The sequence below is a fragment of the Streptomyces sp. ICC4 genome (assembly GCF_003287915.1).
GTDB classification, from domain to species: Bacteria; Actinomycetota; Actinomycetes; order Streptomycetales; family Streptomycetaceae; genus Streptomyces; species Streptomyces tritrimontium.
In genome coordinates this window covers 608,224-625,057 of record NZ_CP030286.1, presented here as the reverse complement: position 1 = coordinate 625,057, position 16,834 = coordinate 608,224, and the positions used below count along the sequence as shown (strand labels likewise).

Sequence of the window (16,834 nt, the reverse complement as noted above, 5' to 3'; positions counted from 1 at the left end):
CCCGGTACCCACCGGGGGCCTCACGCGTGCCGGCCTCGCTCACGTGCGGGTCGGCTACTCGACGGTGACGGACTTCGCCAGGTTGCGCGGCTTGTCGATGTCCCGGCCCAGGGCCAGGGCGGTGTGGTACGCCAGCAGCTGCAGCGGGATGCCCATCAGGATCGGGTCCAGCTCGTCCTCGTTCTTGGGCACGAGGATGGTGTGGTCGGCCTTCTCCTGCTTGGTGTGGGCGACGGCCAGGATCCGGCCGCTGCGGGCCTTGATCTCCTCCAGCGCCGCGCGGTTCTTCTCCAGCAGGTCGTCGTCCGGGACGATCGCGACCGTCGGCAGCGACGGCTCGATCAGGGCGAGCGGGCCGTGCTTGAGCTCGGAGGCCGGGTAGGCCTCGGCGTGGATGTAGGAGATCTCCTTGAGCTTCAGGGAGGCCTCCAGGGCCACCGGGTAGCCCCGGACGCGGCCGATGAACATCATCGACTTGGCCTCGGCGTACTCGGCGGCCAGCGTCTTGATGTCCTCCTCGCCGTCGAGGATCTCCTGGATCTGCGCGGGCAGCTTGCGCAGGCCGTCGATGATCCGCTTGCCGTCGGTGACGGACAGGTCGCGGATGCGGCCCAGGTGCACGGCGAGCAGCGCGAAGGCCACGACCGTGTTGGTGAAGCACTTGGTGGAGACGACGCAGACCTCGGGGCCGGCGTGCACGTACACGCCGCCGTCGGCCGCGCGGGCGATCGCGGAGCCGACCACGTTGACCACGCCGAGGACGCGGGCGCCCTTGCGCTTGAGCTCCTGCACGGCCGCCAGCACGTCGTAGGTCTCACCGGACTGGGAGACCGCGATGTAGAGGGTGTCGGGGTCCACGACCGGGTTGCGGTAGCGGAACTCGGAGGCCGGCTCGGCGTCGGCGGGGATCCGGGCCAGGCTCTCGATGAGACCGGCGCCGATCAGGCCGGCGTGGTACGAGGTGCCGCAGCCCAGGATCTTGACCCGGCGGATGCCGCGCGCCTCGCGCGGGTCCAGGTTCAGGCCGCCCAGGTGGACGGTGTTGAAGCGGTCGTCGATCCGGCCGCGCAGGACGCGGTCGACCGCGTCCGCCTGCTCGGAGATCTCCTTGTGCATGTACGTGTCGTGGCCGCCCATGTCGTAGGAGGCGGCCTCCCACTCCACGGTCTCGGGCGTGGCGGTGGTCGTCGTGCCGGAGGTGGTGTAGGTCCGGAAGTCGTCGGCCTTCAGGGTCGCCATCTCGCCGTCGTCGAGGGTGACGATCTGGCGGGTGTGGGCGACGAGCGCGGCGATGTCCGAGGCGACGAACATCTCCTTCTCGCCGATGCCGAGGACGACGGGGGAGCCGTTGCGGGCCACGACGATGCGGTCGGAGAAGTCGGCGTGCATGACGGCGATGCCGTAGGTGCCCTCGACGACCTTCAGCGCCTCGCGGACCTTCTCCTCCAGGGTGTCGGCCTGGGCGCGGGAGATCAGGTGCACGAGCACCTCGGTGTCGGTCTCCGAGAGGAAGACGACCCCGTCGGCCTCCAGCTTGGCGCGCAGCTCGGAGGCGTTGTCGACGATGCCGTTGTGGACGACGGCGACCTTGTTGTCGGCGTCCAGGTGCGGGTGGGAGTTGATGTCGCTCGGGGCGCCGTGGGTGGCCCAGCGGGTGTGGGCGATGCCCGTGGTGCCGGCGAAGCGCTTGGGCACCCGGGACTCCAGCTCGCGTACGCGGCCCTTGGCCTTGACGACCTTCAGGGTCGCGGCCTTCGGGCTGTTGACGACGATGCCCGCGGAGTCGTAGCCGCGGTACTCCAGTCGCTGCAGGCCCTCCAGCAGCAGCGGTGCCACGTCACGCTTGCCGATGTAACCCACGATTCCGCACATAAGGTCTTTCCCCTCCTGGAGTTCGAATGCTCTTTTGCCACTGCCCGCCCCGCCGTGGCCGGTCAGCCGTAGACGATGCGGCGCAGCTGCCGGAGCGAGAGCTCCGGGGGCGCCACGGCGCGGTGCGGCAGTTCGGCCGCGATCCGCTCGAAGATGTCCGCGTTGACCGCGCCGCCGGACTGGAGCTCACGGTGGCGGCGGCGGACGAACTCCTCGGTGCTCTCGTCGAAGTATGCGAGCACGTCGAGAACCACTCGGGCGGCCTCGCCCCGCTGGAGCGAGGTGCTGCGCACCAAGTGGTCGACGAGGTCGTCGTGCGACGGGCGGTGGTCGGGCATCCGTCGATATTGGCGGTCAGAGCCGCAGAACGCAAAGATCCTGCCCGAAATCGGGCAGGATCATGCTGGTCTGGACCAACGGAGTGGTCAATTCCGGTCTTGGTTGATCAGAAACGTCCCAAAACTGCCGCTTTCGCCGTGGCGAACTCCTCGGCCGTGAGGATGCCCGCCTGGTGCAGCTCTCCGAGCTCGCGCAGCCGCCGCAGCAGGGCGTCGTGGTCCGCCGCCCCGGCCACGGCCGGCTCCGCCGCGGGACCGGCGGCCGGGGCGGCCGCCAGGGCCTGCTTCGGCTCGGACCCCGAACCGGGACCGAGATCCGGACCGGGGCCGGGATCGGGCGCCGCCGGGTGCGGCATGCGTACGGCCACGGCCGCCGCGACCAGCGCCATCAGCGGGTCCTTCTTGAAGCCGAACAGCTCCACCGTGTGCGGGTCGTACTTCGGTGCGGCGCTCTGCGGGGCACCGGCCAGGACGAAGCGGATCCACCCGTTCTCCAGCCCCCGTGACGGAGCCCACTCCACCGACCGCAGGTCCGCGACCCGGAACTCGCGCGCGCCGCCGGATCGTTTGGCCTCCTCCGTCGTCCAGTTCCAGTCCAGCGACACCCGGTCCCCGTCGAAGGCCACCGTCCCGTCGCCCGCGCCGACCGTGATCGGCACGGCGGGGCCGGGCACCAGGTAGGAGTCCGCGGGCCCGGGGTCCACCTGGTCCAGCAGCAGGGCGTTGCGCACCTCGTCCACGAAGTACTCCGCCACCCCCGACCGGTCCGACTCCACGGTCAGCCGGTACGGATCGGAGGCCTCCGGCAGCCGCCCGCCCGTCACCTGGAGCAGCGGGTCGGCGCCGTCACGCAGCCGCAGGCGCAGCCGGCCCGCCTTGCGCCCCGGTTCGTAGGAGACTCCGGCCAGCGCGCGCAGCGGCACGACCACCTCGCCGAGCGTCTGGCGCAGCAGTCCCACCCCCTTGTCGCGGCCCGGCACGATGCGCACCGCGTCCCCGTCGAAGGTCCATGTGCCGTCCTTCTGGATGATTTCCGCCATCCTCGGATTCTCGCACCGCCCGAACGCCCTCCTTCCGGGCCCAGTTGGCCTATACCTGTGCGCATGAGAGTCCCGCGACGCACCCTCGCCGCCCTCCTCGTCCTCGCCGCCGTCCCCGCGGCCGCCTCCTGCACCGCCGCCCGCGGCGACGACGCCCGGCCCGGCGACGAACCCCCCGCCGCGCTCGCCCCCTACGAACGGCTCCTGCCGGCGCCCGCCTCCGCGCACGCCGAAGGCCCGGGGTACGCCTTCGGGCCGGGCACGGTCATCCGTACCGGCCCGACCGGCGACGAGGAGGTCCGCAAGGTCGGCGAACTCCTCGCCGAGCAGCTGCGGGGGCCCAGCGGGCTGCCGCTGCCCGTGGTGGACGGCGCCGAGGGCGACGGGATCCGCCTCAGGCTCGACGGGGCGGCCGAGGACGCGGGGGGGGAGGGGTACCGGCTGGAGTCCCGACCCGGCGGGGTCACGCTCACCGCCCGCACGCCCGCCGGGCTCTTCCACGCCGGCCAGACGCTGCGCCAGCTGCTGCCGGTGTCCGGCCCGGGGACGGTGCCGGGCGGGACGGTCACCGACGCGCCGCGCTTCGCGTACCGGGGGGCGATGCTCGACATCGCCCGCCACTTCTTCACGGTGGAGCAGGTGAAGAGGTACGTGGACCAGCTCGCCCAGTACAAGGTCAACACCCTGCACCTGCACCTGACCGACGACCAGGGGTGGCGCATCGCGATCGACTCCTGGCCGCGGCTCGCGCAGGTCGGGGGCGCCGGCGAGGTCGGCGGCGGGCCCGGCGGCCACTGGACGAAGGACGACTACCGGGAGCTGGTGGCCTACGCGGGGGAGCGGTACGTGGACGTGGTCCCGGAGATCGACATGCCGGGGCACGTGAACGCGGCGCAGGCCGCCTACGCGGAGCTGAACTGCGACGGCAAGGCGCGCGAGCCCTACACCGGGATCAAGGTCGGCTTCAGCTCGCTGTGCGTCGGCGAGGAGCGGACCTACGAGTTCATCGACCAGGTGCTGGGCGAGCTCGCGGAGCTGACCCCGGGCACGTACCTGCACATCGGCGGCGACGAGGCGCACTCCACGCCGGCGGCGGACTACGCGGCCTTCATGGACCGGGCGCAGGCGGTGGTGGCGAAGCACGGCAAGACGGTGGTGGCCTGGCACCAGCTGGCGACGGCCCGTCCGGCCGGGGGCGCGGTGCTCCAGTACTGGGGACACGACCGCACCCCGGCGCCGGAGAAGGCGGCCGTCGTCGCGGCGGCCAAGGCGGGGAACCCGGTGATCCTGTCCCCGGCGGACCGGCTGTACCTGGACATGAAGTACGACAAGGCGACGAAGCCGGGGCTGGCCTGGGCGGGGTACGTGCCGGTGCGCAGGGCCTACGACTGGGACCCGGGGAGCTACCTGGCCGGTGGGCTCCCGGAGTCCGCGGTCCTGGGCGTGGAGGCGCCGCTGTGGACCGAGACGGTCGCGACCCGCCTCGACCTCGAGCTCCTGGCCTTCCCGAGGGTGCTGGGCCTGGCGGAGCTGGGCTGGTCCCCGGCCGCGGCCCGCGACTGGGACTCCTACCGGCTGCGCCTGGCGGCCCAGGGCCCGCGCCTCGACGCCCAGGACGTCAACTACCACCGGGCCCCGGACGTGCCCTGGTCGTAGCGCGGCCCGGAGCGCCGCGGCCGCTGCCGGGGCCGGGTCGGGCCGGGGTCAGCCGGCCAGTCGGTCAGCCGGTCTTCTTGGCGTTCTGGAGGGCCTTCGCGAGGTCTTCCAGGATCTGCGCGCACTTCTCGTACGAGTAGATCGGCTCGGTCACGCGGGGGGTGACCTGGCCGGCCTTGACGGCGGGCAGCTCGGCCCAGGTCGGCTTGGCCTTCAGCTCGGTCGGCTGGAGGGTGCCGGTGCGGTTGTCGAGGAGGACGACGTCGGCCTTGTACTTGCCGGCGTTCTCCCAGCTGAGGCTCTCGAAGAAGCCGCCCTCGTCCGTCGTCTCCGGGGTGACGAACTCGACGCCGAGCGACTGGAAGTACTTCAGGTCGGCGGAGGTGTCGGGGGTGGAGATGTAGAACAGGTCGGCGGAGCCGGAGCCGACGAGCACCTTGATGCCCGGGTTCGCCTTGGTGGCCTCGCGGAGCTTCGCGGAGGCCGCCTCGAAGCGGGCCTTGCCGTCGACGGCCTTCTTGGAGTTCAGGTCGGCGCCCAGGGACTCGGCGAGGGCCGCGGTGCGGGCCAGGGCCTTGTCCATCGAGACGTCGCGGCCCACGCTGACCGCGGCGGCCGGGGCGAGCTTGAAGATCTTGTCCTTGGAGGCCTCCGGCACGTACCAGTACGTGCCGTCCCAGGTGTTGGTGACCAGCAGGTCGGGCTGGAGCGCGGCGTACTTCTCGACGTTGAACTCGTCGTAGACGTTGCCGAGGATCTCGACCTTGGAGATGTCCATCGAACCGGCCTGGACGTCGGGCTTGCCGTCGGCGGTCTTCGTCGGACCGAAGACGCCCTTGACCTTGACGCCGTAGTCGTACAGCGCGGCGGCGGTGCCGGTGAAGGCGACGATGTTCTTCGGCCTCGACTTCGCGGTCAGGGGCTGCTGGGAGAGGTCGTCCTGGAAGCTCCAGGAACCCGAGCCCGTGCCCTTGTCGCCCGATCCGTCCTTCGCGGAGCCGTTGCCGCCGCAGGCGGTGAGCGCGGCGACCAGGCCGAGGGCGCCGCCTGCCGCGATGAGGCCGCGGCGGGTGAGGAGGGAGGATCGGGATCTGGGCATGGCAGTGTCCGCTTTCATGCGTGCGAGGTGGCGGTGGAGCCGTCGAAGGAAAGTTAGCCTAACCTTACCTGAACGTGGTGAGGGGCCCCGAGTGCTCGGGGCCCCCTCGTCCGCGGTCCGCGGTCCGCGAACGGCGAACGGCGAACTGTGAACGGCGAACTGTGAACTGCGGACTTGCGGTGTGCGCACGGCCGTCGGTCAGGCGGAGAGCCCCAGTTCACGGGCGATCAGCATGCGCTGCACCTCGCTCGTGCCCTCGCCGATCTCCAGGATCTTCGAATCGCGCCACATGCGGGCCACCGGGTACTCGTTCATGAACCCGTAGCCGCCGTGGATCTGCGTGGCGTCGCGCGCGTTGTCGACGGCCACCGTCGAGGAGTACAGCTTCGCGATGGCCGCCTCCTTCTTGAACGGCTCTCCGGCCACGAGCCGGGAGGCCGCGTCGCGCCAGCCGATCCGGGCCATGTGCGCGCGCATCTCCATGTCCGCCAGCTTGAACTGGATGGCCTGGTTGTCGCCGATCGCCTTGCCGAAGGCGTGCCGCTCCTTCGCGTACTTGACCGACTCGTCCACGCAGCCCTGCGCGAGCCCGGTGGCGAGCGCCGAGATGGCGATGCGGCCCTCGTCGAGGATCCGCAGGAACTGGGCGTAACCGCGGCCCTCCTCGCCGACCAGGTTGGCGAGCGGGACCCGTACGTCCTGGAAGGCCAGTTCGCGGGTGTCCGAGGAGTTCCAGCCCACCTTGGAGTACGGGGCGGCCACCGTGAAGCCGGGGGTGCCGGACGGGACGATGATCGAGGAGATCTCGGGGCGGCCGCCCGCCTTGCGGCCCGTCACGGCGGTGACGGTGACCAGACCGGTGATGTCCGTACCGGAGTTGGTGATGAAGCACTTGGAGCCGTTGATGACCCACTCGTCGCCGTCCCGGACGGCGGTCGTGCGGGTGCCGCCCGCGTCGGAGCCCGCGCCGGGCTCGGTCAGGCCGAAGGCGCCCAGGACCTCCCCGGAGCACATCTTCGGCAGCCACTGCCGCTTCTGCTCCTCGGTGCCGAAGAGGTAGAGGGGCATCGCGCCCAGCGAGACGCCCGCCTCCAGGGTGATGGCGACCGAGGAGTCGACGCGGGCGAGCTCCTCCAGGGCGATGCCGAGGGCGAGGTAGTCGCCGCCCATGCCGCCGTACTCCTCGGGGAAGGGCAGGCCGAACAGGCCCATGCGGCCCATCTCGGCGACGATCTCGTACGGGAACTCGTGCCGCTCGTACAGGTCGCCGATCTTCGGTGCCACGACATCGTGCGCGAACGCCTCGACGGTGCGGCGGAGTTCCTCGTGCTCGGGGGTGAGCCGGTGGTCGAGGGCCATGGTCTTCGTTACTCCTTGTGGGAGAGGGCGCGGACGGTACGGGAGGGGCTGGGTCGCCCCAACCGCTCGGCCATCCACACGCTCGTGGCGGTGAGGGCGGCCAGATCGACCCCGGTCTCGACGCCGAGGCCGTCGAGCATCCAGACGAGGTCCTCGGTCGCGAGATTGCCGGTGGCGCTCTTGGCGTACGGGCATCCGCCGAGGCCGCCGGCGGAGGCGTCGACGGTGGTCACGCCGTGCTGGAGCGCGGCGAGGGTGTTGGACAGGGCCTGGCCGTAGGTGTCGTGGAAGTGCACGCCGATCCGGTCGGTGCCGACGCCCTCCTCGTTGAGCGCGGAGAGGAGGGTCCGCACGTGTCCCGGGGTGGCGACGCCGATGGTGTCGCCGAGGCTCAGCTCGTCACAGCCGAGGTCGAGCAGGGCCTTGGCGACGCCGACCACCTGGTGGACCGGGACCGGCCCCTCCCAGGGGTCGCCGAAGCACATCGAGAGATAGCCGCGCACGTGCGCCCCGTGCTCCTTGGCCCGGGCCACGACGGGCTCGAACATGGCGAGGGACTCGGCGACGGTGCGGTTGAGGTTGCGCGAGGCGAAGGTCTCGGTGGCCGAACCGAACACGGCGATACGGGTGGCACCGAGCGCGAGCGCGCGGTCGAGGCCGCGCTCGTTGGGCACGAGGACGGGCAGCGCGGCCTTCACGTCGGCGAGGAGCGGGAACAGTTCCTCGGCGTCGGCCAGCTGGGGGACCCACTTGGGGTGCACGAAGCTGGTGGCCTCGATGGTGGTGAGCCCGGCGGCGGCCAGCCGGTGGACGAACTCGGCCTTGACGGCGGTGGGGACGGCCGTCTTCTCGTTCTGCAGCCCGTCGCGGGCGCCGACCTCGTGGATGCGGACGCGCGCCGGGAGTCCGGCCGCGGGGACGGTCATGGGCAGCCCGTTCACTTGGCCTCCTCCTCGGTCGCGGGGGTGACCACGGCCAGGACCTGGTCCATGGCGACGGTGGTGCCGGGGGTGACGTCGATTTCGGTGACGGTGCCGGCGTGCGGGGCGGAGATGACGTGCTCCATCTTCATGGCCTCGACGACGAGCAGGCTCTGCCCGGCGATGACCGTGTCCCCCACGGCCACCTTGACGACGGTGACGGTGCCGGGCATCGGCGCGGCGAGGGTTCCGGCGCCGGTGTGCCCCCGGCCGCTGAGGGCTGCTGCCACGGGGTCGTGGTCCTGGACGTGCCAGGAGTCGCCGTCGCGCCCGAGCCAGGTCCCCTCCGGGGAGGTGGCGTGGCTGAACCGGTGGGTGACCCCGTCGAGTTCGACCGTGAGCCGATCGGAGGTCAGCTCGACGATCCGTCCCCGGGCCGGTGCGCTGGGGGCGTCGCCGTCGAGTGCAGGTGCGAGGAGCAGTTCTGTGTCAGAACCGGACGGCCGGGTGCGGATCGTGACCGGGTCCTGGCCCGGGAGGCGGAAGTGGTGGACCGTCCAGGCGGGCGTCCCGCCGAGGCGCCAGCCGTTGGCGGAGTCGAACGGGTCGACCCACCTCTTCGGCCCGTCCGGCGTTCGAGGACCGGGGTCCGGGGCGGAGCCCCGGTTTCGGGAAGGGGCGGGGTGGGGGAAAGAAGCCCCGGCCAGCAGCGCAGCAGCCGCGTACACCTCGTCCGGGATGCCGTCCGGGAGGAGCTCGGCGAGGTCCCGCTCGACCAGGCCCGTGTCCAGGTCCCCGGACACCACGTCCGGGTGGGCCAGCAGGCGGCGCAGGAAGCCCGTGTTGGTCTGGACCCCCAGGATCACCGTGTCCGCCAGAGCCCCCCGCAGCAAGCGCAGCGCACTGGCCCGGTCGGGACCGTAGGCGATGACCTTCGAAAGCATCGGGTCGTACGTGGACCCGGTGTCGACGCCTGCCGTCAGCCCGGAGTCCGTACGGACGGAGCCGCCCGAGGGCTCGGACAGGGCCAGCACCCTGCCCCCGGAGGGCAGGAACCCCCGCGCCGGATCTTCCGCGCAGACGCGGGCCTCGATCGCGTGGCCCGTCAGCCGGACCTCCGACTGGTCGAAGCCCAGCTCCGCGCCCGCCGCCACCCGCAGCTGCTGCTCGACCAGGTCCAGCCCGGTGACCAGCTCCGTCACCGGGTGCTCGACCTGGAGGCGGGTGTTCATCTCCATGAAGTAGTACGAGGACGGGTCGGAGCCCGGCACGATGAACTCCACCGTGCCCGCGCCGACGTAGCCGCACGAGCGCGCCGCCTCCACGGCCGCCGCGCCCATCGACTCCCGCAGCTCCGGCGTCAGCAGGACCGAGGGGGCCTCCTCGATCACCTTCTGGTGGCGCCGCTGGAGCGAGCACTCGCGCTCGCCGAGGTGCACCACGTTCCCGTGGGCGTCCGCCAGCACCTGGATCTCGATGTGCCGGGGCCGGTCCACCCAGCGCTCCACGAGCAGCGTGTCGTCCCCGAAGGAGGAGCGCGCCTCGCGCCGTGCCGCCGCGATCTCCTCGCCCAGCAGCCCGGGCTCCCGGACCAGCCGCATGCCCTTGCCGCCGCCGCCCGCCGAGGGCTTCAGCAGCACCGGCATGCCGATCTTCTCGGCCGCGGCGACCAGTTCGGCGTCCGACAGCCCGCTGCCCGATGAGCCGGGGACCACGGGCACGCCCGCCGCCTTCACCGTCTCCTTCGCGCGGATCTTGTCGCCCATCAGGGAGATCGCGGAAGCCGGCGGCCCGATGAAGGCCAGGCCCGCCTGCGCGCACGCGGCGGCGAAGGCCGCGTTCTCCGCGAGGAAGCCGTAGCCGGGGTGGACGGCCTCGGCGCCCGTGCGCCGGGCGGCGTCCAGGAGCCGCTCCACGGACAGGTAGCTCTCGGCCGCGGCCGCCGGGCCGATCCGTACGGCCGTGTCGGCCTCGCGTACGTGCCGGGCGTCCGCGTCCGCGTCGCTGAAGACGGCGACGGAGCGGATGCCGAGCTCTCGCAGGGTGCGGATGACCCGGACCGCGATCTCGCCCCGGTTGGCGACCAGAACAGTGCTGAACATCAGTGAGGTCCTCACATCACACGTCACATGCGGAAGATGCCGAAGCCGCGATCGCCCAGCGGGGCGTTCGCGCACGCGGTCAGGGCCAGTCCCAGCACCTGCCGGGTCTCCATCGGGTCGATGACCCCGTCGTCCCACAGCCGGGCCGTCGCGTAGTAGGCGTTGCCCTGCGTCTCGTACTGCGCCCGGACCGGGGCCTTGAAGGCCTCCTCATCCTCGGCGGGCCACTCCTGGCCCGCGCCCTCGATCTGGTCCCGCTTGACCGTCGCCAGGACCGAAGCGGCCTGCTCGCCGCCCATCACGGAGATCTTGGCGTTGGGCCACATCCACAGGAAGCGCGGTGAATAGGCGCGCCCGCACATGGAGTAGTTGCCGGCGCCGTAGCTGCCGCCGACCACGACCGTCAGCTTCGGGACCCGGGTGCAGGCCACGGCCGTGACCATCTTGGCGCCGTGCTTGGCGATGCCGCCGGCCTCGTAGTCCCGGCCGACCATGAAGCCGGAGATGTTCTGGAGGAAGAGGAGCGGGATGCCGCGCTGGTCGCACAGTTCGATGAAGTGCGCGCCCTTCTGGGCCGATTCGGAGAACAGGATGCCGTTGTTGGCGACGATCCCGACCGGGTGGCCGTGGATCCGGGCGAAGCCGGTGACCAAGGTCTGCCCGAACTCGGCCTTGAACTCCTGGAACCGGGAGCCGTCCGTGATCCGGGCGATGATCTCGCGGGCGTCGTAGGGGGTGCGGGAGTCGACCGGGACCGCGCCGTAGAGCCCGTACGGGTCCACCTTGGGTTCCTCGGGCGCCTCCACCGACCAGGGCAGGGCCCCGCGGTCGGGCAGGGTCGCCACGATGTTCCGTACGATCCGCAGCGCGTGCGCGTCGTCCTCCGCGAGGTGGTCGGTGACGCCGGAGGTCCGGGAGTGGACCTCGCCGCCGCCCAGCTCCTCGGCCGTGACGACCTCTCCGGTGGCGGCCTTCACCAGCGGCGGGCCGCCGAGGAAGATGGTGCCCTGACCGCGCACGATGACGGCCTCGTCGCTCATCGCGGGGACGTACGCGCCGCCCGCCGTGCAGGAGCCGAGGACGGCGGCGATCTGCGGGATGCCGGCCCCCGACATGCGGGCCTGGTTGTAGAAGATGCGGCCGAAGTGGTCCCGGTCGGGGAAGACCTCGTCCTGCATGGGGAGGAAGGCGCCGCCGGAGTCGACGAGGTAGAGGCAGGGGAGACGATTCTCCAGGGCCACTTCCTGGGCGCGCAGGTGCTTCTTGACGGTCATCGGGTAGTACGTGCCGCCCTTGACGGTGGCGTCGTTCGCGACGATCACGCACTCGCGGCCGCTGACCCGGCCGATGCCGGCGATCACGCCCGCGGCCGGCGCCGAGCCCCCGTACATCCCCTCGGCGGCCAGCGGGGCCAGCTCCAGGAAGGGGGACCCGGGGTCGAGGAGGGCGTCCACGCGGTCGCGCGGGAGCAGCTTTCCGCGGGCGGTGTGGCGGGCGCGGGCCTTCTCCCCGCCGCCGAGCCGGGCCGCCTCCAGCCGGGCGCGCAGGCCCTCGGCGAGCTCGCGGTGGGCGGCCTCGTTGGCCCGCCAGGCATCGGACGCCGGGTCGGCGGCGCTCGTCAGCACTGGTGCCTGCTGCATCGGTCGAGCTCCCTTGCTCGGTACACGCTTGTTAATGAGCGTTAACGCATGTGGGACTTAGGTTAACGACCGCTAACGGCCCTGTCTAGAATGGATTCCCATGAGCACCAGAGCGGCCGCCCCGACCCGTCGCGAGCAGATCCTCAGCGAGGCTGCCCGCCTCTTCGCCGCGCGCGGCTTCCACGGCGTCGGCGTGGACGAGATAGGGGCCGCCGTGGGCATCAGCGGCCCCGGCCTGTACCGGCACTTCGCGGGCAAGGACGCCATGCTCGCCGAACTGCTCGTCGGCATCAGCGAACGGCTGCTGACCGGCGGCCGCCGGCGTACGGAGGAGGCCGCCGGCGACCCGTCCGGCGTACTGGCCTCCCTCATCGAGGGCCACATCGACTTCGCGCTCGACGACCGGGCGCTGATCACCCTCCACGACCGGGAGCTCGACCGGCTGCGCGAGGCCGACCGCAAGCTCGTACGGCAGCTCCAGCGGCAGTACGTGGAGCTGTGGGTCGACGTCGTACGGGAACTGCACCCCGAGGTGGGCGAGGCGGAGGTGCGCGTCTGCGTCCACGCGGTCTTCGGCCTGCTGAACTCCACCCCGCACCTGGCCGCCCTGGGCCGGGACGCGACGGAGTCGCTGCTGCGCAGGCTCGCGAACGGGGCGTTCGGGGCGCTGTCGGGATGAGGCCGCGTGTCCGCCGATCGGGATGGAGCGGACGGCTGCGCCCGCGCGGCGGCAGAATGGGCCGTATGCCGAAGCCGATAGAGACGCCTGTCCCCAGCCGCGCCGAACTCATCGACCACCTGGTCCGGACGCGGATCGCGGGGGACGTGGCGACCCCGCGCGACAACAACCTGTCCCACTACCGCAAGCTCGCCAACGGCGACCGGCACTACTGGCTGGGCCTGGAACTGGGCGACCGCTGGAGCGACGAGCAGGACGTGCTCGCGGTGATGGCGGAGCGCTGCGGGGTCGTGGACGACGCCGCGTACCGCTTCGGCCAGGACACCATCGACCCCGAACTCACCGTGGCCGGCCTGGACCGGCTGGCGGCACGGCTGCGCAAGGCCGCGCTCGACCGGCAGAGGGTGCTGCTGGCCACCGGGCACCCGGGCGGCCTGCTGGACGTCCACCGGGCCACGGCCGACGCGCTGCGCGCGGCGGGCTGCGAGATCGTGGTGATCCCGCGGGGCCTGACGGCGGACGAGGGCTCGGTGTGGCAGTTCGCGGACGTCGCCGTCCTGGAGCGCGGCGCGACGCTGTGGCACACGCACTCCCCGGAGCCGATGGCGGCGATCCTGGACGGCCTGGCCGCGCACGGCCGCCCCCAGCCCGACCTGGTCGTCGCCGACCACGGCTGGGCGGGCTGCGCGGCGCAGCGCGGGCTGGATGCCGTGGGGTACGCGGACTGCAACGATCCGGCGCTGTTCCTGGCGGAGGCCGAGGGCACCCTCCAGGTGGCGGTTCCGCTGGACGACCACGTCCGCGACCCGCGGTTCTACGACCCGATGGTGGCCTACCTCCTGGACGCGGCGGGCCTGCTCCCTTCCTGACGCGCCGCTCGCGCGGTGCGCCGCCGCTGCCGGGGACCGGCCCCCGGCCCCCCGCGCCTCACACGCCGGCGGGGCCGGCCGGCGGCGGCGTGGGCGTCGGCGTCGGGTCCAGGTAGACCCGGCGGACCGCCGGGAAGCGCTCCCGGAGCTGCGCCTCGGCGACCTCGCACGCCGCCTCCACCTGCGCGGCGGACGCCAGGTCGTGGAAGTCGATCTTCGCCGCGATCAGCACCTCCGCCGGCCCCTGCACCAGCGTGGTCAGCTCCAGCACCGCCTCGATGTGCGGCACCGACAGGAGCTCCTCCCGTACCTCCGCCCGCATCGCGGCCGGCAGCGGCCGCCCGATCAGGTACCGCGCGTTCGAGCGGCCCAGCTCCCACGCCACCCACACCAGCAGCAGCCCGATCAGCAGCGAGGCCACCCCGTCGTACGCGCCCGACCCGGTGAGCTGGGCGCCCAGCAGGCCGCCCGCCGCCAGCGCCAGGCCGATCAGCGCGGCCACGTTCTCCAGCAGGACGGCCTTCACCGCCGTGTCCGGGGTGTGTTTCACGTACAGTCCCAGCGGCGCCCGCATCCGCTCGGCCTCGCCCTTGACCTGCCGCCAGGCGACCAGCAGCGAGTAGCCCTCCAGCAGGGCGGCGACGGCGAGGATCACGTAGGACACCGTCGGGTTCCCCGGGTCCTCCCCGTGGACCAGCGTGTGGATGCCGTCGTAGATCGCGAACACCGCGCCCCCGACGAAGGTGGCGATCGAGGCCAGCAGCGCCCAGATGTACCGCTCGGGCCCGTAGCCCAGCGGGTGCGCCTCGTCGGCCGGCTTCGCGCTGCGCTTGAGGGAGGCCAGCAGCATCACCTCGGTGACGGTGTCGGCCACCGAGTGCGCGGCCTCGGAGAGCATCGCGCTCGATCCGCTGATGACCCCGCCGACCGCCTTGGCGGCGGCGATGCCGAGGTTCGTGACCACGGCCACGATGACCGTGCCGACGCTCTCTTCTTCGTTCGCGCCACTGCTGGACATGAAGTGACGGTACGTCGGACGGCCCCGTTACGCGCGCGGGACGCGCACCACGCCCTCCTGGATGACCGTCACGGCCAGCCGGCCGTCCTGGGTCCAGATCCGGGCCTGGCCCAGTCCCCGGCCCGCGGCCGCCGAGGGCGACTCCTGGTCGTACAGCAGCCACTCGTCGGCGCGGAACGGCCGGTGGAACCACATCGCGTGGTCCAGGGAGGCGCCGACCACGTCGCCCACCGCCCAGCCGCCGCGGCCGTGCGCGAGCAGCACCGAGTCGAGCAGGGTCATGTCGGAGACGTACGTGGCCAGGCAGGTGTGGAGCAGCGGATCGGCGCTGTCGAGCTTGCCGGCGGTACGGAACCACACCTGCGAGCGCGGTTCGACGGGCTCGCCGACGCTGCCCCAGGGCGGGACCGTCGCGTACCGCAGGTCCACGGCCGCGCGCGCGTCGATCAGCCGCTCCACCGTGCCGGGGTCGCGGAAGATCTCGCGGTAGAGCGGGAGCGACTCGGCGGCCGTCGGCAGGGTCTCCGGATCGGGCGCGTCCGGCATCGCGGCCTGGTGGTCGAGGCCCTCCTCGTACGTCTGGAAGGACGCGGAGAGGTGGAAGATCGGCTGCCCGTGCTGGACGGCGACGACCCGGCGGGTGGTGAAGGAGCGCCCGTCGCGGATCCGGTCGACCGAGTAGACGATCGGCGCGCCGGGGTCGCCGGCGCGCAGGAAGTACGAGTGCAGCGAGTGCGCGGTGCGGTCCTCGGGCACGGTGCGGCCGGCGGCGACCAGGGCCTGGGCCGCGACCTGGCCGCCGAAGACCCGCGGTACCAGCGCCGAGCGGCTGGTACCGCGGAAGATGTTCTCCTCGATCTGCTCCAGATCGAGCAGGTCGAGGAGCGTCGTCAGTGCCTCGTTCATGGGGGTAAGGCTAGGTGCCCTACAGGCCCATCGACTTGGCGATGATGGACTTCATGACCTCGCTGGTGCCGCCGTAGATGCGGTTCACGCGGTTGTCGGCGTACAGGCGGGCGATCGGGTACTCGTTCATGTAGCCGTAGCCGCCGTGCAGCTGGAGGCACTTGTCGATGACGCGGTGCGCGACCTCGGTGCAGAACAGCTTCGCGGACGCGGCCTCGGCGGCGGTGAGCTCACCGGCGTCCAGGGCTTCCAGGGCGCGGTCGGCGACGGCCTCGGCCGCGTCCACCTCGGCCTGGCAGGAGGCCAGTTCGAACTTGGTGTTCTGGAAGTGCGCGACCGGCTTGCCGAAGACGGTGCGGTCCGTGACGTACTGCTGGGCGAACCGGACGGCCGCCTTGGCCTGGGCGTACGCGCCGAAGGCGATGCCCCAGCGTTCGGACGGCAGGTTGGCGCCGAGGTAGTGGAAGCCCTTGTTCTCCTCGCCCATGAGGTCCTCGACGGGCACCTTCACGTCGACGAACGCCAGCTCGGCGGTGTCGGAGGTGCGCAGGCCCAGCTTGTCCAGCTTGCGGCCGATCGAGTAGCCCTCGGACTTGGTGTCCACGGCGAAGAGGGAGATGCCGAAGCGGCGGTCGTCCTCGCGCGGGGAGGAGGTGCGGGCGCAGACGATGACGCGGTCGGCGTGGACGCCGCCCGTGATGAAGGTCTTGGAGCCGTTGAGGACGTAGTGCGTGCCGTCCTCGGAGAGCTTCGCGGTGGTCTTCATGCCCGCGACGTCGGAGCCGGTGCCCGGCTCGGTCATCGCGAGGGCCCACATCTCCTCGCCGGTGACGAACTTCGGCAGGTAGCGCTTCTTCTGCTCGTCCGTGGAGAGCATCTTGATGTAGGGGAGGGCGAGCAGCACGTGCACGCCGGAACCGCCGAAGTTCACGCCCGCGCGCGAGGTCTCCTCGTAGAGGACGGCCTCGAACTTGTGCGTGTCCAGGCCCGCGCCGCCGAACTCCTCGGGCACGTTGATGCCGAAGACGCCCAGGTCGCCGAGCTTGTAGTAGAACTCGCGCGGGGCCTGGCCGGCCGCGAACCACTCGTCGTAGACCGGGACGACCTCGGCCTCGATGAAGGCGCGGATGGTCTCGCGGAACGCCTCGTGGTCCTCGTTGAACACCGTACGGCGCACGGCCGACTCCCTTCGTCGCGGCAGTCAGCCGCCCCAATCTAAGCGCTTGCTCAGATTAAGTTACCGGCGAGTTGTCGATTCTGTCCAGAGATGCAGCCGGGATCGCGGGGAGAGGGTCGCCACACGGCAGCGCGACGGCCGCCCGGCCGCGTGCGACGG

Annotated in this window: 14 protein-coding genes; 3 read left to right on the top strand and 11 right to left on the bottom strand. The window is 72.0% G+C overall.

Annotation, left to right across the window (positions count from 1 at the left end; all coding sequences use genetic code 11):
• Window positions 1–54 precede the first annotated feature (54 nt).
• The 3 genes from glmS to DRB89_RS02930 form a co-directional block, all read right to left on the bottom strand.
• Complete coding sequence (gene glmS, locus DRB89_RS02940) at window positions 55–1,872, bottom strand: glutamine--fructose-6-phosphate transaminase (isomerizing) (protein ID WP_112450005.1); 1,818 nt, start codon at window positions 1,870–1,872, stop codon at window positions 55–57.
• Window positions 1,873–1,934: 62 nt separating this feature from the next.
• Window positions 1,935–2,210 carry a hypothetical protein gene (locus DRB89_RS02935; protein ID WP_112450006.1) on the bottom strand — a complete coding sequence of 92 codons (276 nt, stop codon included), beginning with the start codon at window positions 2,208–2,210 and terminating at the stop codon, window positions 1,935–1,937.
• A 107-nt stretch (window positions 2,211–2,317) separates the two neighbouring features.
• Complete coding sequence (locus DRB89_RS02930; protein ID WP_112450007.1) at window positions 2,318–3,250, bottom strand: DUF4429 domain-containing protein; 933 nt, start codon at window positions 3,248–3,250, stop codon at window positions 2,318–2,320.
• A gap of 63 nt (window positions 3,251–3,313) precedes the next feature.
• On the opposite strand from DRB89_RS02930, the gene DRB89_RS02925 reads away from it, so the two are divergent.
• The gene (locus DRB89_RS02925; protein WP_112463840.1) at window positions 3,314–4,906 is read left to right on the top strand and encodes a beta-N-acetylhexosaminidase; all 1,593 of its coding nucleotides are present in this window, start codon (window positions 3,314–3,316) and stop codon (window positions 4,904–4,906) included.
• Between the two features lie 64 nt (window positions 4,907–4,970).
• On the opposite strand, the gene DRB89_RS02920 is transcribed toward DRB89_RS02925, so the two are convergent.
• From DRB89_RS02920 to DRB89_RS02900, 5 genes are all read right to left on the bottom strand, one after another.
• Entirely contained in the window at window positions 4,971–6,005 is a 1,035-nt protein-coding gene (locus DRB89_RS02920) for an ABC transporter substrate-binding protein (protein ID WP_112450008.1), read from the bottom strand.
• Window positions 6,006–6,203: 198 nt separating this feature from the next.
• Window positions 6,204–7,364: an acyl-CoA dehydrogenase family protein gene (locus DRB89_RS02915; RefSeq protein WP_112450009.1), complete on the bottom strand. Its 1,161-nt coding sequence runs from the start codon at window positions 7,362–7,364 to the stop codon at window positions 6,204–6,206.
• A gap of 8 nt (window positions 7,365–7,372) precedes the next feature.
• Window positions 7,373–8,290: a hydroxymethylglutaryl-CoA lyase gene (locus tag DRB89_RS02910; protein WP_112453632.1), complete on the bottom strand. Its 918-nt coding sequence runs from the start codon at window positions 8,288–8,290 to the stop codon at window positions 7,373–7,375.
• A gap of 11 nt (window positions 8,291–8,301) precedes the next feature.
• Entirely contained in the window at window positions 8,302–10,386 is a 2,085-nt protein-coding gene (locus DRB89_RS02905; protein ID WP_112463197.1) for a biotin carboxylase N-terminal domain-containing protein, read from the bottom strand.
• Between the two features lie 23 nt (window positions 10,387–10,409).
• Window positions 10,410–12,026: a carboxyl transferase domain-containing protein gene (locus tag DRB89_RS02900; RefSeq protein ID WP_112451724.1), complete on the bottom strand. Its 1,617-nt coding sequence runs from the start codon at window positions 12,024–12,026 to the stop codon at window positions 10,410–10,412.
• A 100-nt stretch (window positions 12,027–12,126) separates the two neighbouring features.
• Here DRB89_RS02900 and DRB89_RS02895 point away from each other — a divergent pair, with 100 nt between their 5' ends.
• Both DRB89_RS02895 and DRB89_RS02890 read left to right on the top strand, forming a co-directional pair.
• Window positions 12,127–12,705, top strand: a complete 579-nt coding sequence (locus DRB89_RS02895) for a TetR/AcrR family transcriptional regulator (RefSeq protein ID WP_112451725.1) — start codon at window positions 12,127–12,129, stop codon at window positions 12,703–12,705.
• A gap of 56 nt (window positions 12,706–12,761) precedes the next feature.
• Entirely contained in the window at window positions 12,762–13,574 is an 813-nt protein-coding gene (locus DRB89_RS02890; protein ID WP_112451726.1) for a phosphatase, read from the top strand.
• A gap of 58 nt (window positions 13,575–13,632) precedes the next feature.
• Here DRB89_RS02890 and DRB89_RS02885 read toward each other — a convergent pair whose 3' ends face one another.
• The 3 genes from DRB89_RS02885 to DRB89_RS02875 are packed head-to-tail and all read right to left on the bottom strand — an operon-like array spanning window position 13,633 to window position 16,675.
• Window positions 13,633–14,592 carry a cation diffusion facilitator family transporter gene (locus DRB89_RS02885; RefSeq protein WP_112451727.1) on the bottom strand — a complete coding sequence of 320 codons (960 nt, stop codon included), beginning with the start codon at window positions 14,590–14,592 and terminating at the stop codon, window positions 13,633–13,635.
• 27 nt (window positions 14,593–14,619) lie between these two features.
• Complete coding sequence (tesB, locus tag DRB89_RS02880; protein WP_112451728.1) at window positions 14,620–15,498, bottom strand: acyl-CoA thioesterase II; 879 nt, start codon at window positions 15,496–15,498, stop codon at window positions 14,620–14,622.
• Window positions 15,499–15,517: 19 nt separating this feature from the next.
• Window positions 15,518–16,675, bottom strand: coding sequence for an acyl-CoA dehydrogenase family protein (locus DRB89_RS02875; protein ID WP_112451729.1), 1,158 nt, complete (start codon window positions 16,673–16,675; stop codon window positions 15,518–15,520).
• Between the last annotated feature and the right edge of the window lie 159 nt (window positions 16,676–16,834).

Excerpts from the sequence above, each read along its gene's own strand:
- glmS (WP_112450005.1), bottom strand. The coding sequence starts at position 1,872 with ATGTGCGGAATCGTGGGTTACATCGGCAAGCGTGACGTGGCACCGCTG.
- DRB89_RS02935 (WP_112450006.1), bottom strand. The coding sequence starts at position 2,210 with ATGCCCGACCACCGCCCGTCGCACGACGACCTCGTCGACCACTTGGTG.
- DRB89_RS02930 (WP_112450007.1), bottom strand. The coding sequence starts at position 3,250 with ATGGCGGAAATCATCCAGAAGGACGGCACATGGACCTTCGACGGGGAC.
- DRB89_RS02925 (WP_112463840.1), top strand. The coding sequence starts at position 3,314 with ATGAGAGTCCCGCGACGCACCCTCGCCGCCCTCCTCGTCCTCGCCGCC.
- DRB89_RS02920 (WP_112450008.1), bottom strand. The coding sequence starts at position 6,005 with ATGCCCAGATCCCGATCCTCCCTCCTCACCCGCCGCGGCCTCATCGCG.
- DRB89_RS02915 (WP_112450009.1), bottom strand. The coding sequence starts at position 7,364 with ATGGCCCTCGACCACCGGCTCACCCCCGAGCACGAGGAACTCCGCCGC.
- DRB89_RS02910 (WP_112453632.1), bottom strand. The coding sequence starts at position 8,290 with ATGACCGTCCCCGCGGCCGGACTCCCGGCGCGCGTCCGCATCCACGAG.
- DRB89_RS02905 (WP_112463197.1), bottom strand. The coding sequence starts at position 10,386 with ATGTTCAGCACTGTTCTGGTCGCCAACCGGGGCGAGATCGCGGTCCGG.
- DRB89_RS02900 (WP_112451724.1), bottom strand. The coding sequence starts at position 12,026 with ATGCAGCAGGCACCAGTGCTGACGAGCGCCGCCGACCCGGCGTCCGAT.
- DRB89_RS02895 (WP_112451725.1), top strand. The coding sequence starts at position 12,127 with ATGAGCACCAGAGCGGCCGCCCCGACCCGTCGCGAGCAGATCCTCAGC.
- DRB89_RS02890 (WP_112451726.1), top strand. The coding sequence starts at position 12,762 with ATGGGCCGTATGCCGAAGCCGATAGAGACGCCTGTCCCCAGCCGCGCC.
- DRB89_RS02885 (WP_112451727.1), bottom strand. The coding sequence starts at position 14,592 with ATGTCCAGCAGTGGCGCGAACGAAGAAGAGAGCGTCGGCACGGTCATC.
- tesB (WP_112451728.1), bottom strand. The coding sequence starts at position 15,498 with ATGAACGAGGCACTGACGACGCTCCTCGACCTGCTCGATCTGGAGCAG.